The 19,788-nt window shown below is 66.8% G+C and carries 8 protein-coding genes; 5 read left to right on the top strand and 3 right to left on the bottom strand.

All coding sequences use genetic code 11. The annotated features are described in order from the left end of the window. The first annotated feature begins 4 nt into the window (after positions 1 to 4). From JOD97_RS20440 to JOD97_RS20420, 5 genes are read left to right on the top strand one after another with little or no spacing between them, the layout of a single operon-like run. Positions 5 to 1,069, top strand: coding sequence for an NAD-dependent epimerase/dehydratase family protein (locus tag JOD97_RS20440; RefSeq protein WP_209722357.1), 1,065 nt, complete (start codon positions 5 to 7; stop codon positions 1,067 to 1,069). Continuing rightward, positions 1,069 to 1,905 carry a transketolase gene (locus tag JOD97_RS20435; RefSeq protein WP_209722739.1) on the top strand — a complete coding sequence of 279 codons (837 nt, stop codon included), beginning with the start codon at positions 1,069 to 1,071 and terminating at the stop codon, positions 1,903 to 1,905. The genes JOD97_RS20440 and JOD97_RS20435 overlap by 1 nt, the downstream gene beginning before the upstream one ends. Next, positions 1,902 to 2,822: a transketolase family protein gene (locus JOD97_RS20430; protein ID WP_209722354.1), complete on the top strand. Its 921-nt coding sequence runs from the start codon at positions 1,902 to 1,904 to the stop codon at positions 2,820 to 2,822. Before JOD97_RS20435 ends, JOD97_RS20430 begins: the two co-directional genes overlap by 4 nt. Positions 2,823 to 2,843: 21 nt before the next feature. Then, positions 2,844 to 3,776, top strand: a complete 933-nt coding sequence (locus JOD97_RS20425; protein WP_209722350.1) for an FkbM family methyltransferase — start codon at positions 2,844 to 2,846, stop codon at positions 3,774 to 3,776. Positions 3,777 to 3,824: 48 nt separating this feature from the next. After that, positions 3,825 to 5,423 carry a glycosyltransferase gene (locus JOD97_RS20420; RefSeq protein ID WP_209722347.1) on the top strand — a complete coding sequence of 533 codons (1,599 nt, stop codon included), beginning with the start codon at positions 3,825 to 3,827 and terminating at the stop codon, positions 5,421 to 5,423. A gap of 177 nt (positions 5,424 to 5,600) precedes the next feature. On the opposite strand, the gene JOD97_RS20415 is transcribed toward JOD97_RS20420, so the two are convergent. The 3 genes from JOD97_RS20415 to JOD97_RS20405 all read right to left on the bottom strand — a co-directional run bounded on the left by JOD97_RS20415 (position 5,601) and on the right by JOD97_RS20405 (position 19,681). Beyond that, positions 5,601 to 6,968 (bottom strand): HlyD family type I secretion periplasmic adaptor subunit, encoded by a 1,368-nt coding sequence (locus JOD97_RS20415; RefSeq protein ID WP_209722343.1) that lies wholly within the window; start codon positions 6,966 to 6,968, stop codon positions 5,601 to 5,603. Then, positions 6,941 to 9,103, bottom strand: a complete 2,163-nt coding sequence (locus JOD97_RS20410; RefSeq protein ID WP_209722339.1) for a peptidase domain-containing ABC transporter — start codon at positions 9,101 to 9,103, stop codon at positions 6,941 to 6,943. Before JOD97_RS20410 ends, JOD97_RS20415 begins: the two co-directional genes overlap by 28 nt. Before the next feature lie 303 nt (positions 9,104 to 9,406). Beyond that, positions 9,407 to 19,681: a heme utilization protein gene (locus JOD97_RS20405; protein ID WP_229264581.1), complete on the bottom strand. Its 10,275-nt coding sequence runs from the start codon at positions 19,679 to 19,681 to the stop codon at positions 9,407 to 9,409. Positions 19,682 to 19,788 lie beyond the last annotated feature (107 nt).

Raw genomic sequence — 19,788 nt, 5'->3', positions numbered from 1 at the left:
CGCCATGACCCACGCAACCCGCCATCCGATCGAGACAGCCGACATGGCCGCGATCGTGGCCACGCCGGGCCTGGACTGGGAGCCGCTGCGCGGACGCACCGTCTGCGTCACAGGCGCCTCCGGCTTCCTGCCGTCGTACATGGTCGAGACGATGCTGTACCTGAACGAGACGCGCGGCCTCGATATCCGCGTGCTCGCCATGGTGCGCAACCGCGCCGGCTTCGAGCGCCGCTACGCCCACCACCTGGGCGGCGGCGGCCGGCCCGACCTGGTCTGCATCGAACAGGACATCAGCGCGCCGTTCACGCTGGACGAAAAGCCGCACTACATCATCCACGCCGCCAGCCAGGCCAGCCCCAAATACTACGCGACCGATCCGGTCGGCACGCTCAGCGCCAACACGCTCGGCACGGCCGCGCTGCTGCAGCTGGCCCGCGCCAGCGCCAGCCTCGGTTTCCTGTACTTCAGCAGCAGCGAGGTGTATGGCGCCGCCGCCCGCGTGCCGACCGCCGAGGGCGACTACGGCGTGGTCGATCCGACCTCGGTGCGCGCCTGCTACGCCGAGAGCAAACGCATGGGCGAGAACATGTGCGTGTCGTGGAGCCACCAATACGGCGTGCCGGTCAAGATCGTGCGGCCGTTCCACACCTACGGCCCGCGCATGCTGCTCGACGACGGCCGCGTGTACGCCGACTTCGTCGCCTGCATCCTGCGCGGCGAGCCGATCGCCCTCAAAAGCGACGGCCTGGCCACGCGCTCGTTCTGCTACTCGGCCGACGCCGTTGCAGGCTTCTGGAAAGTGCTGTTCGACGGCGCCGACGGCCAGGCCTACAACATCGGCAACCCGGACGGCGAAATCAGCATGCGTGGCCTCGGCCAGCTGCTGGTCGGCCTGTACCCGGAAAAGGGGCTGACCCTGAGCTACGTCGAGCGCCCGCAAGGCGACAACTACCTGGCCAGCGCCGTGCAGCGCGGCGCCCCCGACATCGCCAAGGCCAGGGCGCTGGGCTGGAATCCGGCCACCTCGCTGGCCGACGGCTTCCGCCGCACCATAGAAAGCTATTTGTGATGACCGATACCTTCGACGCCGCCTCCACCACCGCACTGGCGCGCCGCATCCGCCTGCAATGCCTGCACATGTGCCACACCAAGCGCGCCTCGCACCTGGGCGGCGCCTTCTCCGTGGCCGACGTGCTGGCGGTGCTGTACGGCGGCGTGATGACGGCCGACCCGGCGCAACCGAAGTCGCCGCAGCGCGACCGCCTGTTCTACAGCAAGGGCCACGCCTGCACCGCGCTGTACGCGACCCTGGCCGAAACCGGCTACTACGACCGCTCCGCGCTCGACACCTTCACTGACAACGACAGCGACTTCACCTCGCACGTCAACCACAAGGTGCCCGGCGTCGAACTGTCGACCGGCAGCCTGGGACACGCGCTGTCGGTGGCCGCCGGCGTCGCGCTGGCCGGCAAGCGCCGCCAGGCCGCGTGGCACACCTACGCCATCGTCAGCGACGGCGAACTTGACGAGGGTTCGAACTGGGAGGCGATCCTGTTCGCGCCGCACCACCGGCTCGACAACCTGACCCTGGTGGTCGACTACAACAAGATCCAGAGCTTCGGCAGCACCGCCGAGGTGCTCAACCTCGACCCGCTGGCCGACAAGTTCAAGGCCTTCAACTGGGAGACCATCGAAGTCGATGGCCACGACCACGCCGCGCTGGCGGCCGCGCTGTCCAAGCAAGGCCGCAACGGCAAGCCGCGCGTGGTGATCGCCCACACCGTCAAGGGCAAGGGCGTGAGCTTCATGGAAAACCAGCTGGCCTGGCATTACAAGTCGCCGGACGCCGCGCAATTCGCCGCCGCGCGCGCCGAACTGCTGCAAGAGTCGAAGGATCAAGCATGAGAAACAGTTTTATCAAGGCCCTGATGGAGCAGGCGCGCCAGGACGAGCGCATCTTCCTGCTATGCGGCGACTTGGGCTACTCGGTGCTGGAGCCGTTCGCCGAGGCCTTCCCCGACCGCTTCATCAACGTCGGCATCGCCGAACAAAACATGGTCGGCCTGGCGGCTGGCCTGAGCCTCGAAGGCTACACGGTGTTTTGCTACTCGATCGGTAACTTCCCGACCCTGCGGGCGATGGAGCAGATCCGCTACGACGTCGCCTACCACGACACCAACGTCAAGATCATCGCCGTCGGCGGCGGCTACGCCTACGGCCCGCTGAGCACCTCGCACCACACCACCGAGGAGTTGGGCATGCTGCGCACCATCCCGAACATGGTGGTGACGGCGCCCGGCGACCCGGCCGAAGTCGACGCCATGACCGCCTTCATCGCCCAGCACCGCGGCCCATGCTACATGCGCCTGAATAAGGCCGGCGAACCGCGCCTGCACGCGCAGCCGCCGGCGCTGATGTTGGGCGGCATCGTGCCGGTGCGCGTCAATCATGGCGCCACCGCCGCCGTCTTCGCCACCGGCGACATGGTCGGCTACGCCGCGCGCTACCTGGAAAAGTCGGCGCCGCACATCGACCTGTACAGCTTCCCGTTCGTCAATCCGATCGACACCGCGCAGCTGGCGGCGCTGGCGGCCCGCTACACGCAGGTGGCCACGATCGAGGAGCACCAGGCCAACGGCGGCTTCGGCTCGGCCATCCTGGAACGCCTGCACGACCTGCTGTCCGACGGCGCGCTCGCGCGGCTGCCGGCGGTGCGCCGCATCGCCATCCCCAACGCCTTCGTCGGCAGCGCCGGCACGCAGGAATTCCTGCGCGAGAAAATGGGCCTGCGGCTCGACGACTGGCACGCCACCCTGTCCTGAAACCTTATTGAGAGTGCTGACATGATTTCCATCCAAACGACGTTGTCGCAATTCCAGCAAGGCGCGATCGACAAGCCAAGCTTCATCAAGACCATGTACGAGCAGCACCACGCGGTGCTATTCGACTACGCCGCCTACATCGGCCAGACCAACGTGCGCAAGATCGAGATCGAGGACGGCAAGGTCGTCATGACCTCGCGCGACCGCGGCATCCGCATCGCCTGCACGCCCGGCGACTACCGCGTGGCGCCGATGGAAACGCTCAACTTCTTCGACTACGAGAAGGAAGAGGCGACCATGATGGAAAACCTGGTGGCCGACGGCGACAACTTCTTCGACATCGGCGCCAACATCGGCTGGTACGCGCTCAACATCGCCGCCTCGCGCCGCGCCACCACCGTGTACGCGTTCGAGCCGATTCCGACCACCTACGGCCACCTGACCACCAACCTGGCCCTCAACGCCAGCGCCAACATCAAGCCGCACAACTTCGGCCTGTCCGAACAGGCGGGCGAGTTCACCTTCTACTACCCGCCGGAGGGCTCGGGCAACGCTTCGGCCGTCAACCTGACCGGCCGCGACGATGTGCGCACCGCGCAGTGCGAAGTGCGCACGCTGGACGCCTACACCGCCGAAACCGGCGTACGGGTCGACTTCATCAAGTGCGACGTCGAAGGCGCGGAACTGCTGGTGTTCAAGGGCGGCATCGAAACCATCGCCCGCGACAAGCCGATCGTGCTGTCGGAAATCCTGCGCAAGTGGTCGGCCAAGTTCGGCTACAACCCGAACGAGATCTTCGCGCTGTTCCGCGGCGTCGGCTACCAGGTCTTCACGGCCGAAGACGGGCGCCTGGTGGAATTCGGCGAGATGGATGAAAACACCATCCCGACCAACTACTTCTTCCTGCACCCGGAGGCGCACGCCGAACAGCTGCGCCGCTACCGCCGCGGCTAAGCCGGCGGTCTTCCCGAACAGCGCCAACACGGAGCGAAAATCACGCCTATGGAATCCAACCAGATCATCCTGTCGATCTGCATCCCCACCTACAACCGCGCGCCGTTTTTGCTGCAAACGCTGGAGAGCATCGTCAGCCAGCCCGCGTTCGCCGACGGCGACGAAATCGAGATCGTCATCTCCGACAACGGCTCGGAGGACGACACCGAACAGGTGGCGGCGCGCTTCGTCGCCGCCCATCCGGGCAAGATCCAGTACCACCGCCACGCCGAGACCATCTCGCCGGACCTGAACTTCAAGTTCGTCATGGAACAGGGACGCGGGCTGTACCTGAAGCTACACAACGACAACCTGTTGATCAACCCGGGCAGCCTGGCCGAAATGCTCAAGGTGTACCGCGCCACGGCCGACGAGATGCCGATCGTGTTCTTCACCAACGGGAATCACGCGCAGGGCAATGCTATCGAGGTGATCACCAACATGAGCGACTTCGTGCGCCGGGTGTCGTTCATCTCGACCTGGATCGGCGGCTTCGGTATGTGGCGCGCCGAGTTCCACGCCCTGCCCGACTTCGCCCGCAACCAGCACCTGCGGCTGGTGCAGACCGACGTGCTTCTGCGCTTGCTCAGCGTGGGCAAGCGCGCCATCGTGCTGTTCCAGCCGTATTTCAGCGGCGTGCCCACCGGCCGCAAGGGCGGCTACAAAAAGGGCGGCTACAACATCGCCGAGGTGTTCGGCAAAAACTACCTGACCCTGCTCAAACCCTACCTGGCCGCCGGCCAGTTGGACCGCGACACCTACGAGCTCGAAAAAAAGAAGCTGCTGATCCAGCACATCATCCCCTACTACTTCGATCCGGAGAACGATTACCAGAAGACCGGGTTCTTCGAGCATATGCAGGATTACGTCGACGACGATTACTTCTACGAGGCGATCCGGCACCTCGACACCGACGTGCCGCCGCGCGCGGCGCGGGCGCCGGCCCCCGTGCCGGTGCCGCCGGCGCCCGTGCCGGTGCCGCCGGCGCCGCAGCCGTCCTACGAGGAGCAAAAGCGCGCGTACTGGCGCGCGCTCAATGGCCACAACCACACCGACCTGACCTTGTCGGCCGGGCCGTTCGACTTCAGCCGGGTGACGGTGGGACGCCGCAGCTACGGTCCGCTGCGGGTGATCGCCTACGGCCATCCGGACGAGCGCCTGACCATCGGCAGCTTCGTCTCGCTGGCCGACGAGGTGACGTTCATGTTGGGCGGGAATCATCCTTACGAGGGTGTGTCGACGTTCCCGTTCCGGGTCAAGTATTTTGGCGAGTCGCTGGAATCGACCACCAAGGGCGCGATCGTGGTCGGCGACGACGTGTGGATCGGCATGCAGGTGTTGATCATGTCGGGCATCACCATCGGCCAGGGCGCGGTGATCGCGGCCGGCAGCGTGGTGACCAAGGATGTGGCGCCGTACACCATCGTCGGCGGCAATCCGGCGCGGGTGATCAAGCAGCGCTATGAGCCGGCGGTGGTGGAGAAGATGCTGAAGCTGGATTATTCGAAGGTCACCGACGAGGCGATCGTGCGGTGCCGGGAGATGCTGTACCAGCCAGTCACGGTGGAGAATGTCGACGCGGTCATCGCCGCTTTGATGGGCTGTTGAAGCAAGGCAGGTCGGGGAATGCGCACGCCGGCGGCGGCGCATGCATGGCGGATTACGCTTCGCTAATCCGCCCTACGTGTTTTAGAAGGTATTTCAGGTGGCGTTCCCCACCCATGATGTGCCGTCCCGGAGACACGTAGGGCGGATTAGGCGGAACGCCGTAATCCGCCATCACCATCACGGTTCGCGGATCGATTCGTCCAGCGCCCTGGTCAACGGATACAACAGATACGACATCACCGTCCGGTGGCCGACCACGATCTCCGCCGACACCGTCATCCCCGGCAGCAGCCGCGCGCCGTCGGTCATCTTCTTCAACCCGCCCGTGTACTGGATGCGGCTCAAATAATAAGCGTCCATGCCGCCGCCGTTCTTGTCGGCCGCGTCGCGCTTGAACGAATCCTGGCTGATGGTGCGCACCTTCCCCTCCAGCATACCGTGCTGCATGAACGAGAACGCGTCGACCTTCAGGTGCGTCTTGGCGCCCGGCTTGATGTAGCCGATGTCGAGCGAGTCGATCTGCACTTCCGCCTCCAGTTCCGCGCCCAGCGGCACCAAGGTAAACAAGGTCTCGGCCTCGCGCACGATCGAACCCACCGACAGCTTGCCGATCTCCAGCACCACGCCGTCGGCCGGCGCCACCATCTGGATCATCTTCAGGCGCTTGTCGGCCTTGGCCAGCTGCTCGTTGATGCCGTCGCGGTCGCGCGAGGCGCTCAGCAAATCCTCCATCGCCTTCTGCCGCCAGCTCTTGTCGAACGCCGAACGCTCCGCCTCGGCCGAGGCCAGCTCGCTGGCCAGCTCGATCGCCTTGTTGCGCTGCATGTCCATGTCGCGTTCGACGCCCAGGCGGCGGTCGCGCGCCTCCAGCAGGTGCATCTTGGCGCCGAACTGCTCGGCCATCAGCTGCTCCTGCATCGCCTCGACCTCGCGCAGCGCCTTGACGCGCTGCGCCAGGATCACCTGGTCATGCTTGTTGGTTTCCAGGCCGGCGCGCAGGCGCGCGATGTTCTGGTCCATCTTGGCCTTTTGCGCCGCGAAGTTGGCCTTGCGCTCGGCCGACAACTGCGACTGCAGCTGGGCGTCGGCGCTCGAGCCGCCGGTCACGCCAGCGCCGGGCTGACCCGACAATTCGGCGCGCAGGCCGGCGGCCTGGGTGTCCAGGCTTTGCAGGCGCACGCGCAGCTGCGATTCGTCGGCCGCGGTGAAGGTCGGGTCCAGCGTGGCCAGCACCTGGCCCTTCTTGACGATCTGGCCGACGCGCACGTCGATGCTCTGGATGATCGACGTCTCCAGCGGCTGCACCACGATGTTGGGCAGCGGGTTGACCAGGCGGCCGTGGGCGACGACGATCTTCTCCACCGGCGAGAAGCACGCCCACAGGATGAACGAGACGAACGCCAGCAGCATCACGTGCAGGGTGACGCGCACGAACCGGGGCAGCGGACCGCGCTCGATGGCGTCCGCATCCGGCAGGAACTCGATCTCGGTCTCGTCCTTGCCGCGGCGCTTGAAGCTTAAAGGTGACTTGTTTGCTGGTTCCATAGGTGCTGGTAAGTTTCGCTACGTGTAAGCAGTTCTTCGTGACGGCCCGCATCCATCAGGCTACCCTGTTGCATGACCATGATTTTGTCGGCGTTGACGAGGGTCGACAGGCGGTGCGAAATCATCACCACCGTGCGGCCGACGGCGATGCGCGACAGGTTGCTGATGAAAATGGCCTCGCTCTCCGGGTCCAGCGCGCTGGCCGCCTCGTCGAGGATCAGGATGCGCGGCCGCGCCACCAAGGTGCGCGCGATCGACAGGCGCTGCTTTTGGCCGCCCGACAGATTCGACGCGTTCTCCTCCAACACGGTGTCGTAGCCCATCGGCAGGCGTTCGATGAATTCGTCGGCGCCGGCCGCCACCGCCGCTTCGACCAGTTCCTCGAACGTGGCGTCGGGTTTGGTGACGGACAGGTTTTCACGCACGGTGCCTCGGAACAGGAAGTTCTCCTGCAGGACCACGCCGATCTGGCGCCGCAAGTGCGACAGCTCGATCTCGCGGGCGTCGATGCCGTCGAAGCGCACGATGCCCTCCTGCACCGGGTACAGGCCCTGGATCAATTTGGTCAAGGTGGTCTTGCCCGAGCCGCTGCGGCCGACGATGCCGACCACGGTGCCCTGCTCGATCGTGAAGCTGGCCTTGTTCAGCGCCATGGCCTGCGCGCCCGGATAGCGGAAGGTGACGGCGTCGAACTTGATCTCGCCCTCGAGCACCGGGCGCAGGCCGTTGGCGCCGGCGCGGCCTTCCGGCGCGCGGTTCATCACCTCGCCGAGCATCTTGACCGACAGCGCCGTCTCCTGGTACTCGTTGACCAGGCCCACCAGCGAAATCAGCGGTCCCGTGACGCGGCCCGACAGCATCTGGAAGGCGATCAGTCCACCGACCGACAAGGTCTGGTCGAACACGTCGGCGGCGCCGACGACGATCAGCATGACCGGCAGCAGCTTGCCGAGGAAATCGGTGAGCGCATTGCCGGCGATCGAGATCTGGCCGACGCGGAAGTGCATGGTGATCGCCTCGGCCGAGCGCTGGTCCCAGATGCGGCGCTGCGACGGCTCGATCGCCAGCGCCTTGACGGTGCGCATGCCGTGGATGGTTTCGACCAGCATGCCCTGGCGCTGGCCCTCGGCCGAATACAGCGCGTTGAGGCGGCGCTGGAAGGTCGGCACCATCGCCAGCACGATACCGGCGATCATCAGCGCGAACAGCAGCACGATCATCGCCAGCTTGAACGAATAGCTAAATAGAACAGGCACGAACACCAGCAGCGCGATCAGGTCGAGCGCGGTGAAGAACAGGCGTCCGGTCAGGAAGCTGCGGATTTTCTCCAGCTGCTGCATGTGGCGCGTGACCACGCCGGCGCTGGTGGTCTCGAAAAAGTCGATCGGCAGCGACAGCAGGTGGGCGAACACGCGCCGCGTCAGGCGCATGTCGATCTTGTTGGACGCCGCCAGGGTCAGGGTCTGGCGCAGGAAGCCGAAGGTGGCGTCGAACACCAGCGCCATGACGATGCCCACGGCCAGCACCTGCAAGGTCGTCACGCTCTGGTGCGTGAGCACCTTGTCGATCACCAGCTGGAAGAAGATCGGCGAGGCCAGCGCCAGCAGCTGCATGGCGATGGCGGCGATGAAGATGTCGCGGAAGGCGGCCTTCTGCTTGAGGATCTCGGGGATGAACCAGCTCAGCCCGAACGGCTGGTTGGGGTCGCTCAGCTTGTGCTGGCGTTTGATGAACAGCACGTCGCCGCCCCAGCGCTTCTCGAACTCGCCGCGCGCGACCATGACGACGGTGGCGTTGGCGCTGGCCGGGTTGAGCACGGCGACCTGGTCCTCGGCGCCCGGGTGGCCGACCGTGTCGGCCGGCTTGACGCCGACCACGATGATCATGTTGCCGTCGACCAGGCGCGCCATCAGCGGGAAGACGCCGCCCTGCGCCATCAGGCGCGTCCAGTTGAGCTTATCCTTCTTGGCTTTCAAACCGATATCCGCGGCGATGCGCAGCAGCGCGCCGTCGCCCGGTTCCTCCGCGCGCAGCGCGTAGTCATCGATCAGGCGCTCCGGATTGATTTGCAGACCGTGGTGCTGCGCGATGGCGGTCAGACACTGGATCGCGGTATGGGGAAATTTATCGTGCATAGGCCTGATTAATGGGAAAGAACTGGCTGGGCGTCCGGGCAAACCTTGCGTTCGCGCACTATCGTGCCAGCCTTCGGATTCTAACCCAGCGCAGAGCCCGCAAACGGCTTTTGTTGTTTAGAAGCACAAGCGGGTTTACCCCGCTGTTCGGCGCATCAAAAACCCGGCCCCCGCCGCGTCCTGCCGTCGTTGCCGGTTGGGGTCGGACCCCATGGGGTCCGACCCCGGTTGGCGGTGCGGGTTTGCAAAAAAAAACGGCAAGACCCGGAGGTCTTGCCGTCTTGGCGATGCAACTAGTTCGGCTTACTTGGCGGCCAGGATGCCCTGGTGATGCGCGCCTTGCAGGGCCTTCAGTCGCAACGTCTCTTCCGTCGAGGCCGAATTGCTGGTGGCGCTCAGCTTGTTGTCGTAGTTGCTGATCGCGCTGGCCATCGCCGCCGCCGCCGTGTTCGCGCTGGACGGTACTTCCAGCTTGGTCACGGTGGTCGACGCCGTCGCCGCGTTGAAGCTCGACATCGCCGAGGCCAGGCCGCTGACCGAGCTGGTCAGGTTGGTGCTGGCCGCGCCGGCGGCGAACCAGACGTCGGCCGCCGCATGCTTGGCGCCGTCGGTGGTTTCGTAGGTCGACGTGATACCGACGAAGTTGCCGTTGTTGACCGACACGTTCTGCTTGGCGTCGAGGTTCAGCTTGGCGATGTTCAGGTCGGCGAGCGACTTGAGTTCATCGGCCTGGCTGACGCCGTCGGCGTTGCCGTCCACCCAGACGCGCAGGTTGGAGAACTGCGCATCCTTGGCGTCGATGGTGCCGTCGCCGTTGGAGTCGAGCTCGCCCAGGGCCTGGTAGCCGGTGGTGGCTTTGCTGCCGCCGGCCAGCGTCGTGCCCGAGCCGAACAGCTCGGCGCCGCTGTCGATCACGCCGTCGCCGTTGCGATCGAGGGCCAGCAGGCCGTCGCCGCCGCCCACCCAGCCGGTGTTGACCTTCTCACCGGTGGCCAGCATGTCGAACTTGACGCCGGACGACACGCTCAGGGTGTCGATGCCGTTGCCGTTCAGATCGAGCACGATCGGCGTGAAGGTCTTCAGCGCGTTGACCTGGGCCGTGCTCATCGCGGCGACCTGGGCGCTGGTCAGTGCGTGGACCTGCTGCGTCGTGATCGAGGCGAACTGGTTGGTCGTCATCGCCACGATCTGGTCGGTCGTCAGACGCGAGAACTGGGCGGTGCTCAGCGCCGACATCGACGAGGTTTGCAGCGCGGCGATATCGGCCGTTTCCAGCGCCTGGACGCTGTTGGTCGACAGCGCCCGGATCTGCGCGGTGCTCAGCGCGTTGAGCTGGGCGCTCGACAACGCCACGGCCTGGTCGGTCGTCAAGCCGGAGGCGAACGCCGCCGTGCTCAGGGCCGCCACCTGCGCGGTGCTCAGCGCGGTGATCTGGTCGGTGGTCAACGCGGCGACCTGGACGGTGCGCAGCGCGGCCATCGCCGACGATTTCAGACCGACGATGTCTTGCGTCTCGAGCGCGGCCAGGCTGCTGGTGCTCAGCGCCGTCGCCTGCGACGAGTTCAGCGCGGCAACCTGGTTCGACGTCAGCGCCACGATCTGGTCGGTGGTCAAGGCGTTGCCGATCTGCGAGGTCGTCAGCGCCGTGATGCCGGCGGTCGACAGGCTGCTCACCTGGTCGGTGGTCAGCGCGCGGATCTGGGCGGTCGACAGGCCGGCGATCGCGCTCGATTTCAACGCGGCCAGGTCGGCCGTTTCGATCGCGGCGATGCCGTCGCTGGTCAGCGCCACCACTTGCTGGGTGTTCAGCGAAGCGGCTTGGGCCGTGGTCAGCGCGGCGACCTGGTCGGTGCTCAGGGCGCGGAACGACGCGGTGCTCAGCGCCACGGCCTGGCCGGTGGTCAACGTGGCCACCTGGGCGGTGGTCAGCCCGGCGATCTGCGACGAGCGCAGACCGGCGATGCTGGCCGTGGTCAGGGCGCCGATGTCGGCCGTCTCGATGGCGCCGAGGTTGTTGCTCGACAGCGCGCTCACCTGGGCGGTGGTCATGCCGGCGAACTGGCTCGACGTCAGGGCGACGATCTGGTCGGTCGTCAGGCCGTTGGCGATGTTGGCGGTGCTCAGCGCCACCAGCTGGGCCGTTGCCAGGGATTTGACCTGGTCGGTCGTCAGCGCGGCAACCTGGGCCGAGTTCAAGCCGGCGAACGATGCCGTCTTCAGCGCGGCCAGATCGGCCGTCTGCAGGGCGGCCACCGAATCGGTGCTCAGGGCGGCCACTTGCGCGCTGCTCAGGGCGTTCGCTTCGGCGGTCGTCAGCGCGACCACCTGGTCGGTCGTCAGCGCGCGGACCTGGTTGGTCGACAGGCCGGCGACGGCGGCGGTCTTCAGCGCGGCGAAGTCGGCCGTTTCCAGCGCGGCGATCGCGTCGGTGCTGAAGGCGGCCACTTGCTGGGTGCTCAGGGCGCCAGCCTGGGCCGAGGTCAGCGCAACGACCTGGTCGGTCGTCAGGGCGCGCACGCCGGCGGTGGTCAGGGCGCCAACCTGGTTGGTCGACAGGGTCGCGACCTGGTCGGTGGTCAGGGCGGCGATCTGGTTGGTCTTCAGCGCCGAGATGCCGGCGGTGCTGATACCACCGATGTCGGCCGTCTCGATCGCGGCGACGCTGTTGGTCGACAGCGCGCCGATCTGGGCGGTGCTCAGGCTGGCGAACTGGCTCGACGTCATGGCGACGATCTGGTCGGTCGTCAGACCGTTGGCGATGTTACCGGTGCTCATCGCTGCGAACTGGGCGGTCGCCAGGCCTTTGACCTGGTCGGTCGTCAGCGCGGCCACTTGGCTCGAGTTCAGGCCAGCGAACGATGCCGTTTTCAGCGCGGCCAGATCGGCCGTTTGCAGGGCGGCGACAGCGTCGGTGCTCAGGGCGGCCACTTGCGCGCTGCTCAGGGCATTGGCTTCAGAGGTCGTCAGCGCCACAACCTGGTCGGTCGTCAGCGCACGGATCTGGCTGGTCGACAGGCCGGCGACGGCGGCGGTCTTCAGTGCCGCGAAGTCGGCCGTTTCCAGCGCGGCGATCGCGTCGGTGCTGAAGGCGGCCACTTGCTGGGTGCTCAGGGCGCCAGCCTGGGCCGAGGTCAGCGCAACGACCTGGTCGGTCGTCAGGGCGCGGACGCCGGCGGTGGTCAGGGCGACCACCTGGTTGGTCGACAGGGTCGCGACCTGGTCGGTGGTCAGCGCGGCGATCTGCGCCGATTTCAGCGCCGAGATGCCGGCGGTGCTGATACCGCCGATGTCGGCCGTTTCGATCGCGGCGACGCTGTTGGTCGACAGCGCGCCGATCTGAGCGGTGCTCAGGCTGGCGAACTGGCTCGACGTCATGGCGACGATCTGGTCGGTCGTCAGACCGTTGGCGATGTTACCGGTGCTCATCGCTGCGAACTGCGCGGTCGCCAGGCCTTTGACCTGGTCGGTCGTCAGCGCGGCAACTTGGCTCGAGTTCAGGCCGGCGAACGAAGCGGTCTTGAGCGCGGCCAGGTCGGCGGTCTGCAGGGCGGCCACGGAATCGGTGCTCAGGGCGGCGACTTGCGCGCTGCTCAGGGCGTTCGCTTCGGCGGTCGTCAGCGCGACAACCTGGTCGGTCGTCAGGGCGCGAACCTGGTTGGTGGTCAAACCGGCGACGGCGGCGGTCTTCAGTGCGGCGAAGTCGGCCGTTTCCAGCGCGGCGATCGCATTGGTGCTCATCGCAACCACTTGCTGGGTGCTCAGGGCGCCGGCTTGGGCGCTGGTCAGCGCGACAACCTGGTCGGTCGTCAGAGCTGCGACACCGGCGGTGGTCAGCGCGACGACCTGGTTGGTCGACAGCGTACCGACTTGGTCGGTGGTCAGCGCGGCGATCTGCGCCGACTTCAGCGCGGCGATGCCGGCGGTGCTGATACCGCCGATGTCGGCCGTCTCGATCGCGGCGACGCTGTTGGTCGACAGCGCGGCGATCTGGGCGGTGCTCAGGCTGGCGAACTGCGCGGACGTCATGGCGACGATCTGGTCGGTCGTCAGGCCGTTGGCGATGTTACCGGTGCTCATCGCTGCGAACTGGGCGGTCGCCAGGCCTTTGACCTGGTCGGTCGTCAGCGCGGCAACTTGGGCGGAATTCAAGCCGGCGAACGAAGCCGTCTTCAGCGCGGCCAGATCGGCGGTCTGCATGGCGGCGACCGAATCGGTGCTCAGGGCGGCCACTTGCGCGCTGCTCAGGGCATTGGCTTCAGAGGTCGTCAGCGCGACAACCTGGTCGGTCGTCAGGGCGCGAACCTGGTTGGTGGTCAAACCAGCGACGGCGGCGGTCTTCAGTGCGGCGAAGTCGGCCGTTTCCAGCGCGGCGATCGCGTTGGTGCTCATCGCAACAACCTGCTGGGTGCTCAGCGCGGCGGCTTGGGCCGTGGTCAGCGCGACAACCTGGTCGGTGGTCAGGCCAGCGACACCGGCGGTGGTCAGGGCGACAACCTGGTTGGTCGACAGCGTACCGACTTGGTCGGTGGTCAGCGCGGCGATCTGCGCCGATTTCAGCGCGGCGATGCCGGCGGTGCTGATACCGACGATGTCGGCCGTCTCGATGGCGGCGATGCTGTTGCTCGACAGCGCAGCGATCTGGGCGGTGCTCAGGCTGGCGAACTGGCTCGACTTCATCGCGACGATCTGGTCGGTCGTCAGGCCGTTGGCGATGTTGGAAGTGCTCATCGCTGCGAACTGGGCGGTCGCCAAGCCGCTGACCTGGTCGGTCGTCAGCGCGGCAACTTGGGCGGAGTTCAGACCGGCGAACGAAGCGGTCTTCAGCGCGGCCAGGTCGGCGGTCTGCATGGCGGCCACGGAATCGGTGCTCAGGGCGGCAACTTGCGCGCTGCTCAGGGCATTGGCTTCAGAGGTCGTCAGCGCGACAACCTGGTCGGTCGTCAGGGCGCGAACCTGGTTGGTGGTCAAACCAGCGACGGCGGCGGTCTTCAGTGCGGCGAAGTCGGCCGTTTCCAGCGCGGCGATCGCGTTGGTGCTCATCGCAACAACCTGCTGGGTGCTCAGGGCGGCGGCTTGTGCCGTGGTCAGCGCGACAACCTGGTCGGTGGTCAGGCCGGCGACACCGGCGGTGGTCAGGGCGACAACCTGGTTGGTCGACAGCGTACCGACTTGGTCGGTGGTCAGCGCGGCGATCTGCGCCGATTTCAGCGCGGCGATACCGGCGGTGCTGATACCGACGATGTCGGCCGTCTCGATGGCGGCGATGCTGTTGCTCGACAGCGCGGCGATCTGGGCGGTGCTCAGGCTGGCGAACTGGCTCGACTTCATGGCGACGATCTGGTCGGTCGTCAGGCCGTTGGCGATGTTGGAAGTGCTCATCGCTGCGAACTGGGCGGTCGCCAGGCCGCTGACCTGGTCGGTCGTCAGCGCGGCAACCTGGCTCGAGTTCAAGCCGGCGAACGAAGCCGTCTTCAGCGCGGCCAGGTCGGCGGTCTGCATGGCGGCCACGGAATCGGTGCTCAGGGCGGCAACTTGCGCGCTGCTCAGGGCATTGGCTTCAGAGGTCGTCAGCGCGACAACCTGGTCGGTCGTCAGGGCGCGGATCTGGTTGGTGGTCAAACCGGCGACGGCGGCGGTCTTCAGTGCGGCGAAGTCGGCCGTTTCCAGCGCGGCGATCGCGTTGGTGCTCATCGCAACAACCTGCTGGGTGCTCAGGGCGGCGGCTTGGGCCGTGGTCAGCGCGACAACCTGGTCGGTGGTCAGGCCAGCGACACCGGCGGTGGTCAGGGCGACAACCTGGTTGGTCGACAGCGTACCGACTTGGTCGGTGGTCAGCGCGGCGATCTGCGCCGATTTCAGCGCCGAGATACCGGCGGTGCTGATACCGCCGATGTCGGCCGTCTCGATCGCGGCGACGCTGTTGGTCGACAGCGCGGCGATCTGGGCGGTGCTCAGGCTGGCGAACTGCGCGGACGTCATGGCGACGATCTGGTCGGTCGTCAGGCCGTTGGCGATGTTACCGGTGCTCATCGCTGCGAACTGGGCGGTCGCCAGGCCTTTGACTTGGTCGGTCGTCAGCGCGGCAACTTGGGCGGAGTTCAGACCGGCGAACGAAGCGGTCTTCAGCGCGGCCAGGTCGGCGGTCTGCATGGCGGCGACCGAATCGGTGCTCAGGGCGGCAACTTGCGCGCTGCTCAGGGCATTGGCTTCGGCGGTGGTCAGCGCGACAACCTGGTCGGTCGTCAGGGCGCGAACTTGGTTGGTGGTCAAACCGGCGACGGCGGCGGTCTTCAGTGCGGCGAAGTCGGCCGTTTCCAGCGCGGCGATCGCGTTGGTGCTCATCGCGACAACCTGCTGGGTGCTCAGCGCGGCGGCTTGTGCCGTGGTCAGCGCGACAACCTGGTCGGTGGTCAGGCCGGCGACACCAGCGGTGGTCAGGGCGACAACCTGGTTGGTCGACAGCGTACCGACTTGGTCGGTGGTCAGCGCGGCGATCTGCGACGATTTCAGCGCGGCGATGCCGGCGGTGCTGATACCGACGATGTCGGCCGTCTCGATGGCGGCGATGCTGTTGCTCGACAGCGCGGCGATCTGGGCGGTGCTCAGGCTGGCGAACTGGCTCGACTTCATCGCGACGATCTGGTCGGTCGTCAGGCCGTTGGCGATGTTACCGGTGCTCATCGCTGCGAACTGGGCGGTCGCCAAGCCGCTGACCTGGTCGGTCGTCAGCGCGGCAACTTGGGCGGAATTCAGGCCGGCGAACGAAGCGGTCTTCAGCGCGGCCAGGTCGGCGGTCTGCATGGCGGCCACGGAATCGGTGCTCAGGGCGGCAACTTGCGCGCTGCTCAGGGCATTGGCTTCAGAGGTCGTCAGCGCGACAACCTGGTCGGTCGTCAGGGCGCGGATCTGGTTGGTGGTCAAACCGGCGACGGCGGCGGTCTTCAGCGCGGCGAAGTCGGCCGTTTCCAGCGCGGCGATCGCGTTGGTGCTCATCGCAACAACCTGCTGGGTGCTCAGCGCGGCGGCTTGTGCCGTGGTCAGCGCGACAACCTGGTCGGTGGTCAGGCCGGCGACACCGGCGGTGGTCAGGGCGACAACCTGGTTGGTCGACAGCGTACCGACTTGGTCGGTGGTCAGCGCGGCGATCTGCGACGATTTCAGCGCGGCGATACCGGCGGTGCTGATACCGCCGATGTCGGCGGTCTCGATGGCGGCGATGCTGTTGCTCGACAGCGCGGCGATCTGGGCGGTGCTCAGGCTGGCGAACTGGCTCGACTTCATCGCGACGATCTGGTCGGTCGTCAGGCCGGCGGCGATGTTGGCGGTGCTCATCGCTGCGAACTGGGCGGTCGCCAGGCCGCTGACCTGATCGGTCGTCAGCGCGGCAACTTGGGCCGAGTTCAGGCCGGCGAACGAAGCCGTCTTCAACGCGGCCAGGTCGGCGGTCTGCATGGCGGCGACCGAATCGGTGCTCAGGGCGGCAACTTGCGCGCTGCTCAGGGCATTGGCTTCAGAGGTCGTCAGCGCGACAACCTGGTCGGTCGTCAGGGCGCGGATCTGGTTGGTGGTCAAACCAGCGACGGCGGCGGTCTTCAGTGCGGCGAAGTCGGCCGTTTCCAGCGCGGCGATCGCGTTGGTGCTCATCGCGACAACCTGCTGGGTGCTCAGCGCGGCGGCTTGTGCCGTGGTCAGCGCGACAACCTGGTCGGTGGTCAGGCCGGCGACACCTGCGGTGGTCAGCGCGACGACCTGGTTGGTCGACAGCGTACCGACTTGGTCGGTGGTCAGCGCGGCGATCTGCGACGATTTCAGCGCGGCGATGCCGGCGGTGCTGATACCGACGATGTCGGCCGTTTCGATGGCGGCGATGCTGTTGCTCGACAGCGCGGCGATCTGGGCGGTGCTCAGGCTGGCGAACTGGCTCGACTTCATCGCGACGATCTGGTCGGTCGTCAGGCCGTTGGCGATGTTACCGGTGCTCATCGCTGCGAACTGGGCGGTCGCCAGGCCGCTGACCTGATCGGTCGTCAGCGCGGCGACTTGGGCCGAGTTCAGGCCGGCGAAGGAAGCCGTCTTCAACGCGGCCAGGTCGGCGGTCTGCATGGCGGCGACCGAATCGGTGCTCAGGGCGGCCACTTGCGCGCTGCTCAGGGCATTGGCTTCGGCGGTGGTCAGCGCGACGACCTGGTCGGTCGTCAACGCGCGCACCTGGTTGGTGGTCAGGCCGGCGATGGCGGCGGTCTTCAGTGCGGCGAAGTCGGCCGTTTCCAGCGCGGCGACGGCGTCGGTGCTGAAGGCGGCCACTTGCTGGGTGCTCAGCGCGGCGGCTTGGGCCGTGGTCAGCGCGACGACCTGGTCGGTCGTCAGGGCGCGGACGCCGGCGGTGGTCAGCGCGACGACCTGGTTGGTCGACAGCGTGCCGACCTGGTCGGTGGTCAGCGCGGCGATCTGCGACGACTTCAGCGCCGAGATGCCGGCGGTGCTGATGCCGCCGATGTCGGCCGTCTCGATGGCGGCGACGCTGTTGGTCGACAGCGCGGCGATCTGGGCGGTGCTCAGGCTTGCGAACTGGCTCGACGTCATGGCGACGATCTGGTCGGTCGTCAGGCCGTTGGCGATATTACCGGTGCTCATCGCTGCGAACTGGGCGGTCGCCAGGCCTTTGACCTGGTCGGTCGTCAGCGCGGCCACCTGGCTCGAGTTCAGACCGGCGAACGAAGCGGTCTTCAGCGCGGCCAGGTCGGCGGTCTGCAGGGCGGCCACGGAATCGGTGCTCAGGGCCGCCACTTGCGCGCTGCTCAGGGCATTGGCTTCGGCGGTGGTCAGCGCGACAACCTGGTCGGTCGTCAGGGCGCGGATCTGGTTGGTGGTCAGGCCGGCGATGGCGGCGGTCTTCAGTGCGGCGAAGTCGGCCGTTTCCAGCGCGGCGATCGCGTTGGTGCTCATCGCAACGACTTGCTGGGTGCTCAGCGCGCCGGCTTGGGCGGTGCTCAGCGCGACGACCTGGTCGGTGGTCAGGGAGGCGACGCCGGCGGTGGTCAGCGCGACGACCTGGTTGGTCGACAGCGTACCGACTTGGTCGGTGGTCAGCGCGGCGATCTGTGCCGATTTCAGCGCGGCGATGCCGGCGGTGCTGATACCGCCGATGTCGGCGGTCTCGATGGCGGCGATGCTGTTGGTCGACAGCGCGCCGATCTGGGCGGTGCTCAGGCTGGCGAACTGGCTCGACGTCATGGCGACGATCTGGTCGGTCGTCAGGCCGGCGGCGATGTTGGCAGTGCTCATCGCGGCGAACTGGGCGGTGGCCAGGCCTTTGACCTGGTCGGTCGTCAGCGCGGACACTTGGCTCGAGGTCAAACCGGCGAACGACGCCGTCTTCAGCGCGGCCAGGTCGGCGGTCTGCATGGCGGCCACGGAATCGGTGCTCAGCGCGGCCACTTGCGCGCTGCTCAGGGCGTTGGCTTCGGCGGTCGTCAGCGCGACGATCTGGTCGGTCGTCAGCGCGCGCACCTGGTTGGTCGACAGGCCGGCGATGGCGGCCGTCTTCAATGCGGCGAAGTCGGCCGTTTCCAGCGCGGCGGTGGCGTCGGTGCTGAGCGAGGCGACTTGCTGGGTGGTCAGCGCGGCGGCCTGGGCGGTGGTCAGCGCGACGATCTGGTCGGTGCTCAGGGCCTTGATGGTGCCCGTGGTCATGGCGACGATCTGGTTGCTCGACAGCGTACCGACCTGGTCGGTGGTCAAGCCGGCGACCTGGTTCGATTTCAGCGCGGCGATGCCGGCGGTGCTGAGGCCGCCGATGTCGGCGGTCTCGATGGCGGCGATGCTGTTGCTCGACAGCGCGGCGACCTGGGCGGTGCTCAGGCTGGAGAATTGGGCCGACGTCATGGCGACGATCTGGTCGGTCGTCAGGCCGTTGGCGATGTTCGAGGTGCTCAGCGCCACGATGGTGGCGGTGGTCATGGCCTTGACCTGGTCGGTGGTCAGCGCGCCGACCTGGGTCGACGACAGCGAGGCGATCACGCTGGTCTTGAGGGCCGCGATATCGGCCGTTTGCAGCGCGGCGATGGCGTCGGTGCCCAGGTTGGACACTTGCGCGGTGGTCAGCGCGTTGGCGCCGGCGGTGGTCAGCGCGACGATCTGGTCGGTCGTCAGCGCCTTGATCTGGACACTGGTCAGGCTGGCGACGGCGGCGGTCTTGAGCGCGGCGAAATCGGCCGTCTCCAGCGCGACGATGCCGTCGGTCGACAGCGCCGCGACTTGCTGGGTCGACAGGGCGCCGGCCTGGTTGGTGGTCAGCGCGACGACCTGGTCGGTCGCCAGCACCTTGATCTGCGCGGTGCTCAGGCCGGCCAGCGCGTTGGTGCTCAGCGCGGCGATGTCGGCCGTCACCAGCGAGGTGAGCGCGTTGGTGGCGATGGCGCCAAGTTGCGAGGAACTAAGGACGGAAGCCTGGACAGTGGTCAACGCACCGATCTGGTCGGAATTGAGCCCCGCAAAATCGGCTGTTGAGATCGTGCTGAGCTGTTGAGTACTCAGACTTGCGATCTGTTCCGTGGTCAAACTGGTTACGACGCTCATTGCATTTCTCCTAAAGGGCGCTAATTCGATCTGTCCGAAAAAGCGGGATCGACGGCCCTACCCGTCGTGTCCTTGGCTTCCGTCAGTTGGCACATTTGCCGTTTTAT

Source organism: Duganella sp. 1411, assembly GCF_017833525.1.
In the GTDB taxonomy this organism is placed as follows: domain Bacteria; phylum Pseudomonadota; class Gammaproteobacteria; order Burkholderiales; family Burkholderiaceae_D; genus Rugamonas.
This window is presented reverse-complemented; position numbering and strand designations above follow the sequence as displayed.